The following is a 15,591-nucleotide window of genomic DNA, read 5'->3' on the forward strand; positions in this document are numbered from 1 at the left end:
AAGAAAGATTTTGCAATGAAGACACAAGATGTCATTGATATTTTTAAACAAGCAGATGCTATTCTAGAAGGGCATTTTATTTTAACATCGGGGCGCCATAGTGCGACTTATATGCAAAAAGCGAAAGTATTCATGCATGCTGACTTGACGGAAAAGTTATGTCGTGGATTGGCTGAAAAAATCAAAAAATCTATCGAGGGAAAAATTGACTATGTTGTTGGTCCCGCAATTGGCGGTCTTATTCCTTCCTATGAAACTTCACGTCACCTTGGTGTTCCTTCTCTTTGGGTAGAGCGTGTAAATGGCATCTTTGAATTGCGTCGTTTTGAAATCAAGAAGGGGGCACGGATTGTTATTGTTGAAGATATTGTAACAACGGGTCTTTCCATTCGTGAGACTGTTGAAGCGCTTGTTGCAGCAGGAGCAGAGGTATTGGCTAGTGCATGTATCCTTGATCGTTCTGGTGGTAAGGTCAATGTTGGAGTTCCATTGATTGCGCTTGCTGAATACGAGATAACCTCTTATGCTAGTGATGCACTTCCTGCAGAGCTTTCTGTTCTTCCCGCGATTAAACCAGGCAGTCGAAATATTTAATTGTCGTTATATTTTTTTTGTGCAAAAGCTTAAAAAGATTAATTTGGATGATATAGATTATTTCATCATCAAAAGATGTATATTGAGAGTCATATGCTTTTTCGTCGTCGAGAACCAATAGATTTTGTAACGCGTATTCGACTTTGGTTATGGCCACGTCGTTCATTTTCTCGCTCATTTTGCTACATACATAAACGTATTTTGCGTATATCAGCAACACCGCATGAAGTAGCATTAGGGGTTGCTGTTGGCGTTTTTTTAGCTTGTTCACCTTTCTTTGGGCTGCATATTATTTTGGCAATATTTTTTTCTTGGCTTTTGCGTGCAAACTTTGCTGCCGCAATCATTGGGACAATTTTTTCTAATCCACTCACATTTTTATTGATTGTCATGGCTGATTATAAAGTAGGGTATTTTTGTTTATCACTTTTTAGCGATGTCAAAGAGATTTCTCTTTCGCAAATTCGTGCTCTATTTAATGGTTTGACATTGTCAAATCTCTCTCTCCTCTTTAAAGGCGCATGGGACACAATTATGAGTCCTATGATTTTAGGGGGAACTCTTTTAGGTATTGTTTTTGGTGGTTTATCTTATATAGGTGTTTACAGAGCAACGGTTCGTTTTAAACAAAAGCGATACCAAAAGATTATAAAAAAAAGGCGTTTAAAGAAGCGCTCATCGCCTGTATTAAAACAGAAATGAATTTAAGAAAGATCGGGTAATATCTTATGATTATTGGTCTTGGAAATGATCTGGTTGATATACGACGTATTGAGAAAATGTTGGTTCGTTATGGTGAGCATTTTATCGAACGTATTTTTACGGATATTGAAAGAAATAGATCTGAAAATCTCAAAAAAAGCTCCTCTTCTTATGCAAAAAGATTTGCTGCTAAAGAAGCATGTGCTAAAGCCTTAGGAACGGGAATCGCTTGTGGTATCAATTGGAAAGACATGGGGGTAGTTAATTTGCCGTCTGGTAAACCAATAATGCAATTAACAAATCGTGCGCAAATACAACTTCAAAAGTTATTACCTCCTCATCATGATGCAGTTATTCATCTTAGTATAACAGATGATTTTCCTTGGGCGCAGGCATTTATTATTATCGAAGCACTTCCACGTGGATAGATGGCATGAGAGATTGTGCTTTTGTTATTTGAATATTATGATGAAAAAAATTATATCTGTGATGAGAAGGCAGTTGGTGATGATCCAAAAAGATAAAGTGCATAAAAAAGAAAAAAAAGGTGGGCTTCGTGAATTTATTTCTGTTTTAATACAGGCTTTGCTTTTAGCAGCGTTTATTCGGACACTTTTTTTCCAGCCGTTTAGTATTCCTTCCGGTTCAATGCGTCCTACTTTGTTGGTGGGAGATTATCTGTTTGTTTCTAAGTATGCATATGGGTATTCTCGTTTTTCCATCCCTTTTTCTCCTCCTCTTTTTTCTGGACGGATTTGGGCATCTCAACCTCAACGTGGAGATGTGGTCGTTTTTCGCTTACCAAGTAATCCGAAGATTGATTATATAAAACGCGTTGTTGGGCTACCAGGTGATCGTATACAAGTCCGTCAAAGTGTCCTTTATATTAATGATGAGGCTGTTTCACGTCACTTTATGGGGGAGATTGATAATTCTGATATAACAGAGGTTAACTATCCTGTTGAGGTTTATCGCGAGACAATGCCTAACGGTGTCAGTTATGATACACTTGATTTAGCTTTCATCCCGAAAGTTGATGATACAGAAGTCTTTGAAGTTCCTCAAGGACATTACTTTATGATGGGAGATAACCGCGACAATTCAGATGATAGTCGTTTAGATGTAGGCTATGTTCCAGAAGAAAATCTTATTGGTCGCGCGAGCGTGATTTTCTTTTCTATCAGTAATGGTTCAAGTGCTTGGCAGATTTGGCGCTGGCCATTTGATGTGCGTTGGAAACGTTTGTTTTCTTTCATAAATACGGTTCATGATTTGCCGCTTATCAAGCAAGGAAGCAACGATGAAACGTCTCATGATTGATCAGCTTTTCAAGCTGACGGGGCATCGTTTTAAAGATGAAGAGAGGTTAAAGAAGGCATTAACACACTCGAGTGTACAAGATTCGGAACAGGGGAATTATGAACGACTAGAGTTTCTAGGGGATCGGGTTTTAGGGCTTTTGATTGCAGAGATGCTGTATCAACTTTTTCCTCAGGCAAGTGAAGGTGAATTATCAGTTCGTTTAAATCATCTGGTCAATGCACAGACATGTGCTGATATTGCGCGTGAAATGAGGCTTCCTGATATGATCCGTGTTGGTTTTGAGATGAAAAATTTTGAGGGACGTCGACTTATCAACATGCATGCAGATGTCGTGGAAGCTTTGATTGCAGTAATATATCTCGATGGAGGATTGGAAAGCGTTCGCCCTTTTATTCAAAAATATTGGCAAAGTCGGGCAAAGAAAATGGATGCTGGTCGACGTGATGCCAAGACAGAATTACAGGAATGGGCGCATATCCAAGGCAATGCACAACCACATTATCAGGTTATAAAACGTTCAGGTCCAGATCACGATCCTGTTTTTATGGTAGAGGTCAGTATTTCTGGGTTTGCTTCAGAGATTGGGCAGGGAAGCTCCAAAAGATATGCTGAAAGAATGGCAGCTGAAAAAATTTTGCGACGAGAGGGTGTATGGAAAACAGTAGGAAAAAATGATCATGAGTGACGTTATGAAAACGCGTTCTGGGTTTGTTGTGCTTATTGGGATGCCTAATGCCGGTAAATCCACATTGGTTAATCAATTGGTTGGAACAAAGGTTTCAATTGTAACACATAAGGTACAAACAACACGAACTTTAATCCGCGGTATTGTCATTCATGATGATGTGCAAATTGTGTTGGTCGATACACCGGGTGTTTTTCGTCCCCATAAGCGCTTAGAACGAGCCATGGTCTCTGCTGCTTGGGGAGGGGCTAAGAGCGCTGATGTTCTACTCGTTTTAATTGACGCTCAAAGTGGTCTTTCGGATGAAGTTGATATGATGTTAGATATTGTAAACAATATGAAACAAGAAAAAGTTCTTGTTCTTAATAAGGTTGATACAGTTGTTAAATCATCTCTTCTAGCGTTAACCACTAAAATAAATGAACGTGTAAAGTTTGCGCAAACATTTATGATTTCTGCTCTAAACGGTTCTGGTTGCAAGGATTTACTTCATGCGTTGAGTAACATGATGCAGGAAGGGCCATGGTATTATCCGGAAGATCAAATTTCTGATATGCCTATGCGTCATCTTGCTGCTGAAATTACGCGTGAAAAACTTTTTCTTCGTCTTCATGATGAACTTCCTTATTCCTCAACGGTTGAAACAGAAAACTGGGAAGAGCGTTCAGATGGTTCCGTTAAAATTAATCAAGTTATTTATGTCGAGCGTGAGAGTCAGAAAAAAATTGTCTTAGGAGCAAAAGGCGATACAATTAAAGCGATTGGTCAAGCAGCACGTAAAGAACTCATGGAAATTATGGATCAAAAGGTTCATCTTTTTCTCTTTGTGAAAGTGCGCGATAATTGGGATACTGATCCAGAACGTTATCGCGAAATGGGATTGGATTTTTTAAAATAAGATTTTTAAAAATAATTAAAGTAAAATGAAGTGGAAAGAACAAGCCGTTATTCTTGGTACACGCCAATATGGTGAAACAAGTGTTATTCTTGAGATTATGACACGTGAACATGGTCGTTATATGGGAGTGGTAAAAGGGGGGCGGTCGCGTCGTATGGCAGCTCTTCTTCAACCTGGAAATTTTGTGGAGGCTGAATGGTGGGCTCGTTTAGACGAACATTTGGGACTTTTTCGGCTTGAAGCTCTTGATTTACATGCGGCACGATTAATCTGTCTACCAGAAGCACTTTATGCTTTGCAATTGATAGCTTTTCATTTGCGGCTTCTTCCCGAACGTGATCCGCACCCCATTTTATATGATATTTTACACCTTTTTATGCAGAATTTTGATGAACCATTTGTAAATGCAGAATTGCTTGTACGTTTTGAAATGCTGCTTCTTGAAGAACTTGGTTTTGGTCTTGATTTATCTTGTTGTGCTGCAACAGGTCGTCAGGAAAGGCTTCATTACGTATCACCAAAATCTGGTCGGGCTGTCTGTGAAGAAGCAGGAGAACCTTGGAAAAAAAAGCTTCTCATTCTACCACAGTTTCTTGTACAAAGAACGACTCGTCCTGCTGATTTTAGTGATATAATAAATGGTTTTATACTGACGGGTTTTTTTCTTATGCGTCATGTCTGGGAGCCACGAGATATAAAGCAGCCGTCAGTGCGCATGAATTTGATACAATTGTTTGAGCGCCAATTTGGTGTACAGGCATTAATTTGTTGATCTGATGATAATTGAATGGGAAAATGAGAATTTTAAAGACAATTGCTGAAGTTCGCCAATATACTTCAGAGGAACGACGTTTAGGTTTTTCGATTGGTTTTGTTCCAACAATGGGGGCATTGCATGATGGTCATCTTGCATTAGTACAGTATGCAAGAGCAATGTGTGATCGCGTAGTGGTTTCTATTTTTGTCAATCCAAAGCAATTTGGACCTCATGAAGATTTTTCTCAATATCCAAGAGATTTGAAAGGCGATTGTGCTTTGTTAAAAGAAGCAGGTGTTGAATGTGTTTTTGCTCCTTCTGTCGATGAAATGTGGCCACTAGGAAATGATACAATTGTGCAAGTGAAAAAATTATCACGTATTTTGATGGGAAAATTACGTCCGGGGCACTTTTGTGGTGTAACAAGCGTTGTTGCTAAACTTTTTAACATTGTCCAAGCAGATAAGGCTTTTTTTGGGGAAAAAGATTTTCAACAAATTTTAATTATTCGGCGTATGGTTGAAGATTTGGCTTTTCCTATTGAAATCGTTGGAGTTCCTATTCTACGGGAGTCAGATGGTGTAGCTTGTTCTTCACGCAATCAGCTTTTAACATTAGAAGATCGTAAAGCTGCCAAAATTATTCCTGAAAGTGGAAAAGCTGCTGAAAAGCTTTATCATGAAGGTGAACGGTCGGTTGATAAATTATGCAAAACTGTTCGTGATATTTTACAACAAGAAACGCGTGCAATCATTGAAGCGATAGATTTACGGGATATGGAAACTTTATGCGTGGTTAAAGGAACATTGAATAAACCGGCGGTTTTACTCCTTACTGTCCGCTTTGGTGAGGTAAGGCTGATTGATCAATATATATTGCAAGAGAAGGGTGGAAAATGAGTGTACATAAAACCGTAAAGCGTATAACATCTTCCGAAATACGTGCACGAAAGGGACAACAGCCAATTGTTTCTTTAACAGCTTATCAAGCTTATACTGCGCGGATTGCTGATCCATATTGCGATATCCTTTTGGTTGGTGATAGCGTTGGGATGGTTGTGTATGGGTTTGAGACAACGCTTCCTGTTAATTTAGATATGATGATTTTACACGGGAAAGCCGTGGTGCGTGGATCTCAAAAAGCTCTTGTTGTTATTGATATGCCTTTTGGATCTTATGAGGAAAGTCCAGAACAAGCTTTTTTAAATGCATCGCGCATTCTTGCACAAACGGGGTGTGGTGCAGTTAAGCTTGAAGGTGGCGTTTATATAGCCCAAACAATAGATTTTTTGTGTAAACGTGGCATTCCAGTGATGGGGCACATTGGTCTTACACCCCAAGCAATGAATCGTTTTGGTGGTTTTAAAACACAAGGACGCAAGGAGAATGATTGGCAAAGAATTGAAGCAGATGGAGCAGCGATTGAAGAGGCAGGTGCTTTTGCTGTTGTTTTAGAAGCAATGGTTGAACCTTTAGCGGTGAAACTGACAGATAAGCTTTCTATCCCTACGATCGGTATAGGGGCGTCCAATCAATGTGATGGGCAAGTATTGGTTATGGAAGATATGTTGGGCTATGGTTCTCATGTGCCAAAATTTGTACGCCGTTATGGAGACCTTGAACAAGCGATGGAAACTGCAATAAAGAATTATGCAGAGGATGTCACATCTCGCGCTTTCCCAGCGGATAATGAAGTTTATAAACTAAAATAAACTTCAGTTTAAGATGAAAGGTTTGACAAGAGAACATTTTTTATTTTGATAATGAATGAGCATTATTTAATATATTTTGTATGCAATTTGAACTGTGCTTTTTTAAAGAAAGCTTTCTTAAGGTACCCAACCTATTTCGCGACGGCGTTCGTGAATAGTATAGTGGTAAGTCCCTTATAAAGTTTATAAAATTTATAGAGTACTCCCGTCTTTACGCTTCATAAGAGAGCAAGCCGGTATCATCACACACTTTGCCAATTTTCAATGCTGCGACAGCGCTTAGCACTTGAGATGGTTCATAAGGAGCATTTTAACTCTTTCTTTAAAAAAATTTTACCCACACGCCAGACCCGCTTGTGGTGTGCAAGAGAATGATTTTGATTGATTCAATATAAACAGATTTGAAATGAGTGAAGCTTACGATATTAGGAGCTCTCATTCAAAATGAAAAAACAATGAATTATTATTATAAGTCAGTGTGATGATTCTGTAATGACAAGGAATCAACAATGCGAAGAGTCTATAATCTTTGGGCATCCAAGTCATTAAAGCGCGTTAAAAATGCGTTTTCAATGTGTTGTGTAGAATAGGGGGATAAATTAAGATCATCGGGTAGAATATTATTGGGAGAGCCAAAATAGCGAAAGGCTTCTTCTGTATTAAATCCAGCAAGCGTAATCGCTTCATAATAGGCAGCGATACGGTCGGCTTGTTTAATTTTTTTTAAAAGTTTTTGAGAAAGATCAACGGGAAGAGAAAAGCGCATGTGGATAGCATCTTGGATGTGCTTTTCAACGCGTTCATATTGTTTTCCTATGACAGCTTTAAAAGGGGAAATCATATCGCCGATGACATATTCTGGAGCATCATGAAGAAGGGCATAAAGACATTCGTTGCTTTCCGATTGTGGAAAAAGTTTTTGAAATATTTGTTCAACCAAAAGTGAATGTTGCGCAACAGAATAGGCATGCTCTCCTCGTGTTTGACCGTTCCAACGTGCCACGCGAGAAAGTCCATGGGCAATATCTTCAATTTCAACATCAAAAGGAGAAGGGTTGAGAAGATCAAGTCGCCTTCCAGAGAGCATTCTTTGCCAAGCGCGGGCTTCTCCATTTTTTAATAATTCAGCTTTAGCCATGAGTATTTTCTATAGTATTTTCAGGAAAGGTAAAATTCATATTTTCAGCAATGCTTATAGTGACAGGAATGTTTTTTACAGTAAAGGGGATGTTATAATCCATAGCATCTTTGACGTGGTCAATACGCATTAAAGCAAGAGCCTCATTTCCTATACATGTTCCCAAGTAGCCAAGCACTTTTGTTCCTGCTTCAATGTTAGATTGAGGGGTTAATTTACACTGGCCTTTTACAATAAAAATACGGCGACGTACTGCACGGCGGTGGTGCATTCGTGAAACAATTTCTTGTCCAATATAACATCCTTTATTGAATGCAAGTCCATTGATTTGATCGTAATTAATATCATGAGGAAAGACTTTGCCAATTTCATAGTCTTGATCACTTTCCGCAATTGCATAACGGATACGCAATTGATTCCATGTGTCATGATATTCTGAAGTCAAAAAAGGTTTTTTGCCATAGATTCGTATTATTTTTTCTTGTTGTGGGAAGCGTTTATCAACAAAACTTGAATCAAAATTTAAAGCATCTGATTCATTATTCAAAAAAACTGTAACAAGCTCTTGAAATGGTTGTGTAATTTCTACTTTTTTGCGCAGCTTATAGAGCAACAGACGCTTATGGAGCGTATCAGCTAAAGGCATCCTGATATCAATCAGGTAACCATCTTCTTTTTTTCCGATAAGAAAATCAGCAAGAACCTTTCCTTGTGGGGATAAAAGGGCTCCAGGGAAAAGTTCCTGTGGACTGATTTTTTTTACATCTGTCGTGATCAGGGATTGTAGAAAATCTGTTGCTTCTTCGCCTGTAATTTGAATAAGCCCGCGGTTTTTTAAGCAAATGGCATTTTGTTTTTTAATCATGGTTCTTGCCTTTCTGCTCAAAGTTACATAATCGATAAGTGAGCAATATGTAAGGAGCGTGGTTATGTTTAAAACATTTGATACAATTTTTAAAGGTGCAACACTTGTGAATCATGATGGAAGAAGCAAGCGTGATATTGGTATTACAAATGGTCGTATTGCTGAAATAGGCGACCTTACATGTGCATCGGCTAGTGAGGTCATTGATTGTACGGGGCTTCATATTTTACCAGGAATTATTGATAGCCAAGTGCATTTTCGTGAGCCAGGAAATGAATATAAAGAGGATTTGGAAAGTGGCTCGTATTCTGCTGTGTTAGGGGGTGTTACGGCAGTTTTTGAAATGCCTAACACCAATCCATTGACAACATCAGAAGAAACATTAAGCGATAAGGTTAAACGCGCATTTCATCGAATGCATTGTGATTTTGCATTTTGGGTTGGAGGAACGCGTGAAAATGCTCATGAACTATCTGAATTAGAAAGACTTCCTGGTGCGGCTGGAATTAAAGTCTTTATGGGGTCCTCTACCGGTGATCTTTTGGTTGATGATGATGAAAGTGTACGCCTTATTTTGAAGAATACACGCCGTCGTGCGGCTTTTCATTCTGAAGATGAGGCGAGGCTCAAAGAGCGTAAAATATTGCGTATTGAAGGGGATGCATCGTCACATCCGATTTGGCGTGATGAAGTTGCGGCATTAAAATGTACGCAGCGTTTGGTAAAAATTGCTCATGAGACGAAGGCTCGGATTCATGTGTTACATCTTTCGACAGAAGAAGAAATTGATTTTCTAAAAAAACATAAGGATGTTGCAACAATTGAAGTGACACAACATCATTTGACGCTCACGGCTGATGATTATAAGAAGTTTGGTACATTAATTCAGATGAATCCGCCTATTCGTGAGCCGCGCCACCGTGACGCTCTTTGGTACGGTGTTCAACAAGGAATTATTGATGTCTTAGGTTCAGATCATGCGCCTCATACTCTTGAAGAAAAACTTCAACCTTATCCCTCTTCACCTTCAGGTATGACAGGCGTGCAAACAACAGCAGCAATTATGTTGACACATGTGAATGCAGGAAAAATATCTCTTGAACGTTTTGTTGATCTCACTTCACATGGCCCTAGTCGTATTTTTGGTATAAGTTGTAAAGGGCGCATTGCTGTTGGGTTTGATGCTGATTTAACCATTGTTGATCTTAAGCGAGAGGAAATTATTACGAATAGCTTAATTGGTTCTCGCGCCGGTTGGACACCTTATGATGGTCAAAAAGTTAAAGGTTGGCCTGTTGGGACTATTATCCGTGGTATGCGCGTTATGTGGGAAGGTGAAATTGTCACACCTTCACAAGGAGAGCCTGTTAAATTTATGGAAACTTTGGTGTAAACAGATTAAAATTATAAGTATGCCGTAAAATACCATCCTTTAGAGTGGTGATATAGGGTATGTCAGCCTCTTTGATACATAAGTGTTTTTTAATGCGTGGTGAATATTCTTAGGCTTGTTTGTAGAAACTATGCAGCAAATTACATGCGTTAGAAGCCAAGAGGAACCTTGTTCAACAAGAACCTAGATTGTTTACAGAGCAAATTTAGTTAAAAATCTTCGTCCTTTGAGGTGTGGGGAGGAAGCCAAAGAGCGATTTTGTATGGGGAAAAAGACGCTCATACGAATAAAAGCGTATCGAGACATTATTCTTTAAACGTCTCTCTATTTTCAGAGCTGGTTTATTGCTCCCCGCATTTGTGAAAGGAGTATCATTGATACCGCTAAAATTGAGAGAGATACTTTTTGTATAGATTAATTATTTATAATGCATGAGGAGGTTTTCAGATAAAATTCTTCCTTCCTCAATGTATCTTTGATTGGCTTCAATGGCTGCTTGTGTACAATGATGATAATTTTCTGAGAAAGCACGATACGCTTCATTAAACGCTTCATAAAAATAAGCACGTCTTTGTGGAATGGGGTGTTCTGCTTCAATCAGTGCATTCATATAGTCATACCATTGGTTTGTTGGAGGCTCGCAAAGATTTTGGAGAGAATGCAATGATCCCAAAATTTCTGCTAGTCGGAGTAAATTTTTTTCATAAGGTGGAGATTGTTGTGCAAAGGCTGGTATTGAAATGACAAGAAATATTAAAATAATGATGTTCATCAATCTATTACGCATTATTTTTATTGCTTTCTTTGAATAAAACTCTGTAAAGATAAAATAATTTTGTCATGAGAACGGTGTAAAAAAATAAAGTTAATTGCTACATCATTCTCAATTATTGATTATAAAATATAGGGCGTAAGAGGCAGTAAGGAAACCATTGTGGAATATTGAAAATACTGACGAAGCTTTGTGTGGTTAAAAATTTAAGATTTTCTGCCTGCAAGCTATCTATTTTTCACATAGATTTATATTGTATTGCCTATAGATTTTTTTCTAAGCTCATTTTTTTTAAAGAGAGAAAGCATCTCTAATGATAGAACGCTTTTGTCCAATCAAATAAAATAGATTGTTTTTATGATAAACGATGAATACAGCCGTAAATACAATGGGAAAATGGTAAGAAGAATTTACTATAAAAGATACAAGTTTTTAGCTTAAACCGCGTAATACAATGATTTGAGATAAGATACATCTAAAAGGATCGGTGCATAATATCGTCCATGGAGTCAATAAATGAAAGAGTTGCGATTTTATAATACGCTAACACGTAAAAAAGAAAAATTTACACCAATAGATGCGACAAGAGTACGTCTTTATGTTTGTGGACCGACAATTTATGATTATGCGCATATAGGAAATGCACGTCCTGTTATTGTTTTTGATATTTTATTTCGCTTATTGCGTCATGTTTATGGCAATGAGCATGTTCTATATGCACGTAATATCACAGATGTCGATGATAAAATTAATGCACGAGCAGCTAGCGAATATCCAAACGTATCATTGAATGAGGCTATTCGTCACTTAACAGAACGTACATATTCTCAGTTTCAACAAGATACCATAGCACTTGGTTGTCTGTTGCCAACCAGTCAGCCACGCGCCACTGAGCATTTAGAGGAGATGCGCTCTTTAATTGAAAGGTTGCTTGAAAAGGGGCACGCTTATGAAGCCGAAAATCATATATTATTTTCTGTAAGTAGCATAAAAAATCCTCCCCATTATGGGGCATTTGCAAATCGTTCTTTAGATGAAATGAGGGCGGGGGCGCGTATCGATGTTGCTGCTTATAAAAGGGAAGAGATGGATTTTGTTTTGTGGAAGCCTTCTGTGGAAGGAGAACCAGGTTGGAAATCACCGGGCGGAATTCCTGTTTTAGGTCGTCCAGGTTGGCATATTGAATGTTCTGCAATGTCAATGGCAAAGTTATTAGCGCCCTATGGCGGTGGTTTAACCTGTGATGATCCGACCGCCAATGTTTTTGATATCCATGGTGGTGGAATTGATTTAATTTTTCCTCATCATGAAAATGAGATTGCACAAAGTTGTTCAGCTTTTGGGACGGAGCGAATGGCTAATTTTTGGATGCATAATGGTTTTTTACAAGTTGAAGGCAAAAAGATGTCGAAAAGCTTTGGCAATTTCATAACTATTCGTTCTGTTTTAGAGAATAATTTGGGGGAGTTTAATGGTATTTTAACCGATGAAATGAAGCAAAATTGGGCTGGTTTGTCTGCGCGTTTTTCGATGTTGCAAACGCATTATCGTGAACCATTAAATTGGACAGCACAGCGTTTAATACAATCGAGCAGCGAACTGTATCGTTGGTATGAATGGCTTCGCAGCAAAAAGAGTGAGATGAAAAACAATGAAGCAATTGATGATACTTTGATAGATGCACTTAGTGATGATCTTAATACTCCAAAAGCACTGACTCTTTTGCGAAAATTTTATAAAGAAGGAAATGCTTTGGCTCTTCTGAATGGGATGAATTTATTAGGACTGTTAAGACAAGAATGGATTAAAGAAATAGATTGCCCATTATTTATGAGAAAAACTTTCCTTGATACAAAATTTATTGATCAGCGCATTGCCGAAAGACTAAGACTTATCCATAATAAAGAGTGGGAAGCTGCGGATACAATTCGTGATGAGCTTGCAGCCGAGGGGGTTCTTTTAAAAGACAGTAAGGATCCGCAGAGTGGTGAGCGCATAACTGTGTGGGAAATAAAGCGACACTAAAGCGCACTAATGTCTCTATTCCAGCAGCTCCATAAAAAAGGAGAATATGATGGAATTTTTATATCATTATGGATATATCGCGCTTAAACTAGCTGTAGGTCTTGTTGCCTTCTTATTTATTTTAAGAACGACGGGGCGGGGTAGTCTTAGTCAGATGACACCAGTTGATTTGGTCAGTAATTTTGTCATGGGAGGTATTATTGGAGGCGTTATTTATAATCAGAATATTAGTAGCCTTCAATTATTGCTTGTTTTATTCATCTGGCAAACCTTGATTACATCTTTTAATTTTTTTGCACGCTATTCAGTTTTTTTTCGTCGTCTTATTGCAGGGCGGAATGTCACATTAGTTTTAGATGGAGTTTTCCAAATGGATAAGATTAAGAACTTAGGGATCAATATTAATGATCTCATTACGATGTTACGTCTTAAAGGGTGTCACTTACATGAAGCTGCTTTTGTTCGTTTGGAAACCAATGGTGATTGCACTGTCATTAAAAAGGAAGAGGGAAAGAAATCGACGATTTTAATAGAAAATGGTGAAGTTATTGATGATGGACTTAAAGAGATTGGTAAAACAAAAAAATGGCTTCAGGCAGAATTGAAAAAAAAACATGTAAAAGTTGAAAATTTATTTGCAGCAGAGTGGTATGAAAATACAGATCAAAATAATAAATTGTATAGTGGATTATTTCTTGTTCCTTTTTCAAAAACAGTCTAACTTCAAAAAACGGGTAGGTATAGCTTATTGGAAGCCGTAATGAAGAGATAAATCTATAAATAACCACAGAGGGTATTTTGCCTGTTTGTGCGGATGATAGAGAAGTAAGGACTTTATGAAACGCAATGAAATGACAAAAACTGTATCATCAGATACAGGGAAGACTCTGCACACACTTTACAATTTATGGCCCTATATGTGGCCGGTAGGGCGGCGTGATCTAAAAATGCGTGTGCTATGGGCAATATTTTATCTTGTTTTGGCTAAGCTCGTTCTCATATCTGTACCGTATTTATTTAAATATTCTACGAATGTGCTTGATTCAAGCTTTCAGCTACCTGAATGGTTCCCATCCAGTTGGATTATTCCCATCATGCTTGTTTTGGCATACAATGTCGCGCGTATTATGCAGGCTGGATTAAATCAATTACGCGATTCCCTGTTTGCCACTGTTGGTCAATACGCTGTTCGTCAATTAGCTTATAAAACCTTTGTACATATGCATGAGTTATCCTTGCGATTTCATTTGGAACGCCGAACAGGTGGGCTTTCTCGTGTGATTGAGCGTGGAACAAAAGGAATCGAAGCGATCGTAAGATTTTCAATTCTTAGTACAGTACCAACAGTTTTAGAATTTATATTAACGGCACTGGTATTTTATATAAGTTATGGGTGGCATTATCTTCTCATTGTTGTTGTAACGGTTGGATTATATATTTTGTTTACCATTAAGGCGAGTGATTGGCGTATTCGTATTCGGCAAAAAATGAATACAGCGGATACTGAGGCGAATACTCGCGCTGTTGATTCTCTTTTGAATTTTGAAACGGTCAAATATTTCGGTAATGAAACTCTAGAAGCCGATCGATTTGATGCTTCTATGGTAGGTTATGAAAAAGCCGCAACAAAGATTTGGACATCTTTAAGCTGGCTTAATTTTGGTCAGACTCTTATCTTTGGTATTGGAATGACGATCATGATGCTGATGTCAGCTTATGAAGTTTTTTATAAGACACAAACTTTAGGAGATTTTGTTTTTATTAATGCGCTTTTAATGCAACTTTCCATTCCACTAAATTTTATTGGTTCAATGTATCGTGATATTCGACAAGGTTTAACGGATATTGAAGCAATGTTTGATCTTTTAGATGTTCAGAAAGAGATCGTTGATAAATCGGATGCTAAACCGTTAGAGATAAGCGATGGGACCATTTGTTTTCATCAGGTAAAGTTTTCCTATGATTCGAGACGTCAGATTCTCAGAGATATTGATTTTGAAGTTCCTGGAGGAAAAACAGTCGCTATTGTCGGTCCATCGGGTGCCGGTAAATCTACTATTTCTCGGTTGCTTTTTCGGTTTTATGATGTTGATGCAGGATCTATCACAATTGATGGGCAGGATATTCGTGACGTAACACAAAAGAGTTTGCGTGAAGCGATTGGCATGGTCCCACAAGATACGGTGTTATTTAATGATACAATTGCCTATAATATTTGCTATGGGCGTCCAAGTGCTACAGATGAAGAGATGCGCAAAGCTGCTGAAATGGCACAAATATCAAAATTTATTGAAATTTTACCGGAAGGTTTTCAGTCTATGGTAGGAGAGCGAGGTCTCAAATTATCAGGTGGTGAAAAACAACGCGTGGCTATTGCACGGACACTTTTAAAAGCTCCTCCACTTCTTATTCTAGATGAAGCAACGGCGGCTCTTGATACGGCGACGGAACAGGAAATTCAACAAGCATTGGATATTGTAAGCCGTGGACGTACAACATTGATTATTGCGCACCGTCTTTCTACTGTTATCAATGCGGATGAAATTTTAGTTCTTAAAAGTGGTCGTATTATTGAAAATGGGACGCATACAGAGCTTTTACGCAAGAAAGGTCTTTATGCTTCAATGTGGAATAAGCAGCTTGAAGCATCGCAAGCGGAAGAAAAATTACGTAAAATGCGTGAAGAAGATGAGACGAGTGTTGTTAATCGTAAAAAATAAATAGAGCA

At 38.2% G+C, this 15,591-nt stretch carries 16 protein-coding genes; 13 read left to right on the plus strand and 3 right to left on the minus strand.

All coding sequences use genetic code 11. The features are described 5' to 3' along the window. Positions 1-15: 15 nt before the first annotated feature. The 9 genes from pyrE (at position 16) to panB (ending at position 6,670) form a co-directional block, all read left to right on the plus strand. Positions 16-594: an orotate phosphoribosyltransferase gene (gene pyrE / locus ACFIQE_RS02435; RefSeq protein WP_375620810.1), complete on the plus strand. Its 579-nt coding sequence runs from the start codon at positions 16-18 to the stop codon at positions 592-594. 93 nt (positions 595-687) lie between these two features. After that, the gene (locus ACFIQE_RS02440) at positions 688-1,296 is read left to right on the plus strand and encodes a DUF2062 domain-containing protein (protein ID WP_375610146.1); all 609 of its coding nucleotides are present in this window, start codon (positions 688-690) and stop codon (positions 1,294-1,296) included. 26 nt (positions 1,297-1,322) lie between these two features. Beyond that, positions 1,323-1,724 (plus strand): holo-ACP synthase, encoded by a 402-nt coding sequence (gene acpS / locus ACFIQE_RS02445; RefSeq protein WP_375620717.1) that lies wholly within the window; start codon positions 1,323-1,325, stop codon positions 1,722-1,724. A gap of 79 nt (positions 1,725-1,803) precedes the next feature. Beyond that, positions 1,804-2,616: a signal peptidase I gene (gene lepB / locus ACFIQE_RS02450; protein ID WP_375620718.1), complete on the plus strand. Its 813-nt coding sequence runs from the start codon at positions 1,804-1,806 to the stop codon at positions 2,614-2,616. Continuing rightward, positions 2,597-3,304: a ribonuclease III gene (gene rnc / locus ACFIQE_RS02455; protein ID WP_375612949.1), complete on the plus strand. Its 708-nt coding sequence runs from the start codon at positions 2,597-2,599 to the stop codon at positions 3,302-3,304. Before lepB ends, rnc begins: the two co-directional genes overlap by 20 nt. Beyond that, positions 3,297-4,202, plus strand: a complete 906-nt coding sequence (gene era / locus ACFIQE_RS02460) for a GTPase Era (RefSeq protein WP_012754937.1) — start codon at positions 3,297-3,299, stop codon at positions 4,200-4,202. The genes rnc and era overlap by 8 nt, the downstream gene beginning before the upstream one ends. 25 nt (positions 4,203-4,227) lie before the next feature. Continuing rightward, positions 4,228-4,974, plus strand: coding sequence for a DNA repair protein RecO (gene recO / locus ACFIQE_RS02465; protein ID WP_375620720.1), 747 nt, complete (start codon positions 4,228-4,230; stop codon positions 4,972-4,974). A gap of 23 nt (positions 4,975-4,997) precedes the next feature. Further along, the gene (panC, locus tag ACFIQE_RS02470) at positions 4,998-5,858 is read left to right on the plus strand and encodes a pantoate--beta-alanine ligase (protein WP_375620721.1); all 861 of its coding nucleotides are present in this window, start codon (positions 4,998-5,000) and stop codon (positions 5,856-5,858) included. Beyond that, positions 5,855-6,670: a 3-methyl-2-oxobutanoate hydroxymethyltransferase gene (gene panB, locus ACFIQE_RS02475; protein ID WP_375620722.1), complete on the plus strand. Its 816-nt coding sequence runs from the start codon at positions 5,855-5,857 to the stop codon at positions 6,668-6,670. Before panC ends, panB begins: the two co-directional genes overlap by 4 nt. 520 nt (positions 6,671-7,190) lie before the next feature. On the opposite strand, the gene ACFIQE_RS02480 is transcribed toward panB, so the two are convergent. Together ACFIQE_RS02480 and ACFIQE_RS02485 are read right to left on the minus strand one after the other, a co-directional pair. Then, positions 7,191-7,808 (minus strand): YfbR-like 5'-deoxynucleotidase, encoded by a 618-nt coding sequence (locus ACFIQE_RS02480; protein ID WP_375707240.1) that lies wholly within the window; start codon positions 7,806-7,808, stop codon positions 7,191-7,193. Beyond that, positions 7,801-8,673: a YgfZ/GcvT domain-containing protein gene (locus ACFIQE_RS02485; RefSeq protein WP_375620724.1), complete on the minus strand. Its 873-nt coding sequence runs from the start codon at positions 8,671-8,673 to the stop codon at positions 7,801-7,803. Before ACFIQE_RS02485 ends, ACFIQE_RS02480 begins: the two co-directional genes overlap by 8 nt. Before the next feature lie 64 nt (positions 8,674-8,737). Here ACFIQE_RS02485 and ACFIQE_RS02490 point away from each other — a divergent pair, with 64 nt between their 5' ends. Beyond that, positions 8,738-10,066, plus strand: coding sequence for a dihydroorotase (locus ACFIQE_RS02490; RefSeq protein ID WP_375629361.1), 1,329 nt, complete (start codon positions 8,738-8,740; stop codon positions 10,064-10,066). A 418-nt stretch (positions 10,067-10,484) separates the two neighbouring features. Here the strand turns inward: ACFIQE_RS02490 and ACFIQE_RS02495 are convergent, their stop codons facing one another. Beyond that, entirely contained in the window at positions 10,485-10,853 is a 369-nt protein-coding gene (locus ACFIQE_RS02495) for a TIGR02301 family protein (protein ID WP_375673753.1), read from the minus strand. A 501-nt stretch (positions 10,854-11,354) separates the two neighbouring features. On the opposite strand from ACFIQE_RS02495, the gene cysS reads away from it, so the two are divergent. The 3 genes from cysS to ACFIQE_RS02510 all read left to right on the plus strand — a co-directional run bounded on the left by cysS (position 11,355) and on the right by ACFIQE_RS02510 (position 15,583). Further along, positions 11,355-12,863, plus strand: coding sequence for a cysteine--tRNA ligase (gene cysS, locus ACFIQE_RS02500; protein ID WP_375612941.1), 1,509 nt, complete (start codon positions 11,355-11,357; stop codon positions 12,861-12,863). 49 nt (positions 12,864-12,912) lie between these two features. Next, on the plus strand, positions 12,913-13,584 hold the full coding sequence (locus ACFIQE_RS02505; RefSeq protein ID WP_375620811.1) for a DUF421 domain-containing protein: 672 nt from the start codon (positions 12,913-12,915) through the stop codon (positions 13,582-13,584). A gap of 115 nt (positions 13,585-13,699) precedes the next feature. Next, complete coding sequence (locus tag ACFIQE_RS02510; protein WP_375620728.1) at positions 13,700-15,583, plus strand: ABCB family ABC transporter ATP-binding protein/permease; 1,884 nt, start codon at positions 13,700-13,702, stop codon at positions 15,581-15,583. Positions 15,584-15,591: the final 8 nt, after the last annotated feature.

Origin of the sequence: Bartonella sp. AA1HLJMS (assembly GCF_042197445.1) — a bacterium.
Lineage (GTDB): Bacteria > Pseudomonadota > Alphaproteobacteria > Rhizobiales > Rhizobiaceae > Bartonella.

What these genes read in the sequence shown, in the direction of transcription:
- pyrE (WP_375620810.1), top strand. Translation starts at nt 16, where the DNA reads ATGAAGACACAAGATGTCATTGATATTTTTAAACAAGCAGATGCTATT.
- ACFIQE_RS02440 (WP_375610146.1), top strand. Translation starts at nt 688, where the DNA reads ATGCTTTTTCGTCGTCGAGAACCAATAGATTTTGTAACGCGTATTCGA.
- acpS (WP_375620717.1), top strand. Translation starts at nt 1,323, where the DNA reads ATGATTATTGGTCTTGGAAATGATCTGGTTGATATACGACGTATTGAG.
- lepB (WP_375620718.1), top strand. Translation starts at nt 1,804, where the DNA reads ATGATCCAAAAAGATAAAGTGCATAAAAAAGAAAAAAAAGGTGGGCTT.
- rnc (WP_375612949.1), top strand. Translation starts at nt 2,597, where the DNA reads ATGAAACGTCTCATGATTGATCAGCTTTTCAAGCTGACGGGGCATCGT.
- era (WP_012754937.1), top strand. Translation starts at nt 3,297, where the DNA reads ATGAGTGACGTTATGAAAACGCGTTCTGGGTTTGTTGTGCTTATTGGG.
- recO (WP_375620720.1), top strand. Translation starts at nt 4,228, where the DNA reads ATGAAGTGGAAAGAACAAGCCGTTATTCTTGGTACACGCCAATATGGT.
- panC (WP_375620721.1), top strand. Translation starts at nt 4,998, where the DNA reads ATGAGAATTTTAAAGACAATTGCTGAAGTTCGCCAATATACTTCAGAG.
- panB (WP_375620722.1), top strand. Translation starts at nt 5,855, where the DNA reads ATGAGTGTACATAAAACCGTAAAGCGTATAACATCTTCCGAAATACGT.
- ACFIQE_RS02480 (WP_375707240.1), bottom strand. Translation starts at nt 7,808, where the DNA reads ATGGCTAAAGCTGAATTATTAAAAAATGGAGAAGCCCGCGCTTGGCAA.
- ACFIQE_RS02485 (WP_375620724.1), bottom strand. Translation starts at nt 8,673, where the DNA reads ATGATTAAAAAACAAAATGCCATTTGCTTAAAAAACCGCGGGCTTATT.
- ACFIQE_RS02490 (WP_375629361.1), top strand. Translation starts at nt 8,738, where the DNA reads ATGTTTAAAACATTTGATACAATTTTTAAAGGTGCAACACTTGTGAAT.
- ACFIQE_RS02495 (WP_375673753.1), bottom strand. Translation starts at nt 10,853, where the DNA reads ATGCGTAATAGATTGATGAACATCATTATTTTAATATTTCTTGTCATT.
- cysS (WP_375612941.1), top strand. Translation starts at nt 11,355, where the DNA reads ATGAAAGAGTTGCGATTTTATAATACGCTAACACGTAAAAAAGAAAAA.
- ACFIQE_RS02505 (WP_375620811.1), top strand. Translation starts at nt 12,913, where the DNA reads ATGGAATTTTTATATCATTATGGATATATCGCGCTTAAACTAGCTGTA.
- ACFIQE_RS02510 (WP_375620728.1), top strand. Translation starts at nt 13,700, where the DNA reads ATGAAACGCAATGAAATGACAAAAACTGTATCATCAGATACAGGGAAG.